The sequence below is a fragment of the Methylobacterium sp. 2A genome, assembly GCF_009806555.1.
Taxonomy (GTDB): domain Bacteria; phylum Pseudomonadota; class Alphaproteobacteria; order Rhizobiales; family Beijerinckiaceae; genus Methylobacterium.
The window spans coordinates 1-1,196 of the sequence record NZ_VUOK01000042.1 but is presented as its reverse complement, the minus strand read 5'-3'; the positions used below and the strand labels follow the sequence as shown (position 1 = coordinate 1,196).

The window sequence follows — 1,196 nt, the reverse complement described above, 5'->3', positions numbered from 1 at the left end:
TCTCAACCCAGACTACCTCGAGGCCCTCATCCGACAGACCCCAAAATCAGCAACAAAAAGCTGAAGCGATTCCCCTGTCCGCTTCGCCGCCGAACAGGCTTGAGCTTGGCCCGATGAGCCGGCAAGATTGCGCTGATCCGCCGAGCCGCCGCCGAATCGCCATGCCGCCAGCCCTCGCCGCCCAGCACACCCCCGAACCCGGCGAGAAGAGCGCCTACGCGTTCCGCACGATCAGCGAGGTCGCCGAGGAGCTCGACGTGCCCCAGCACGTGCTGCGCTTCTGGGAGACCCGCTTCGGCCAGATCCGCCCCGTCAAGCGAGCGGGCGGGCGGCGCTACTACCGGCCCCAGGATGTCGAACTCGTCGCCGGCATCCGCCAGCTCCTGCACGTGCAGCGCTACACCATCGCGGGGGCGCAGCGGGTGCTCAAGGAGAACGGCGTCCGCTTCGTCCAGGCGGTGGGCCGCGGCGAGGCCGTGGCGGCCGAGCCCCTGGTCCAGGATGCCGAGGCGGAGACGGGTGCCTTCGCGGATCCGGACCGCGCGGCCCTGGCGGCCGCCCTGGACGAGCTGCGCGCCTGCCGCGCCCTGCTCGACCGCCTGCACACGCTCCCGGACGCCTGACGCCCCGGTCGCGGCAGCAACGGCAGAGCCCTTGCAAAGGCCGGGCGAACTTTCGCCAGGACCCCGCGTTGTTGCCCGCATGGCCACGTCCCGATCCAAGCTGTCGCCCAGCCAGGAATTGATGGCGCGTATCATGCGGATCGTCCGCACCTGCCCGGAGGCGGCCGGGGAGATGCTGGAACTCATGTTCCTCGTCAGCCAGATCGAGGCCGCCACCAGCGTCGACCGGGAATACCGCGACGCGAAGCGCGTGATCAGCCGCCTGCGCAACCCGCTCTGGGAGATGGGGCCGGCCGACCGGGAGAAGCTGCTCTCGGCCGCGGAGGCGATCCGCCGCGTCTGCCGTCTCGCCGAGGACGAGATTCCTTCCATGCCGCTCGCCGATGCCGGCGAGCGCGCCCGCGTGGAGGCGCGCCTCCACGGTGCCCTGGCGGGCGAGCTCGATGCCGCGCAGATCGCCCGCGTCACCGGAATCGTGGCGGCGGTGCTGCAGAATTAAGAGCCTCTCACAAAACTCCCGCTGCGCTGTCGCGGCCAGAGGGAAATATCCGGTGCTCGGGAGTTTTGTGAGGA

General features: G+C 70.1%; 2 protein-coding genes. Both read left to right on the top strand.

Features of this window, described 5'->3' with window-relative positions:
* Positions 1-161 precede the first annotated feature (161 nt).
* Positions 162-623 carry a MerR family transcriptional regulator gene (locus tag FVE89_RS19805; RefSeq protein ID WP_160535989.1) on the top strand — a complete coding sequence of 154 codons (462 nt, stop codon included), beginning with the start codon at positions 162-164 and terminating at the stop codon, positions 621-623.
* Positions 624-702: 79 nt separating this feature from the next.
* Positions 703-1,122, top strand: coding sequence for a hypothetical protein (locus tag FVE89_RS19800; RefSeq protein WP_160535987.1), 420 nt, complete (start codon positions 703-705; stop codon positions 1,120-1,122).
* The last annotated feature ends 74 nt before the right edge of the window (positions 1,123-1,196 follow it).

Excerpts from the sequence above, each read along its gene's own strand:
- FVE89_RS19805 (WP_160535989.1), top strand. The coding sequence starts at position 162 with ATGCCGCCAGCCCTCGCCGCCCAGCACACCCCCGAACCCGGCGAGAAG.
- FVE89_RS19800 (WP_160535987.1), top strand. The coding sequence starts at position 703 with ATGGCCACGTCCCGATCCAAGCTGTCGCCCAGCCAGGAATTGATGGCG.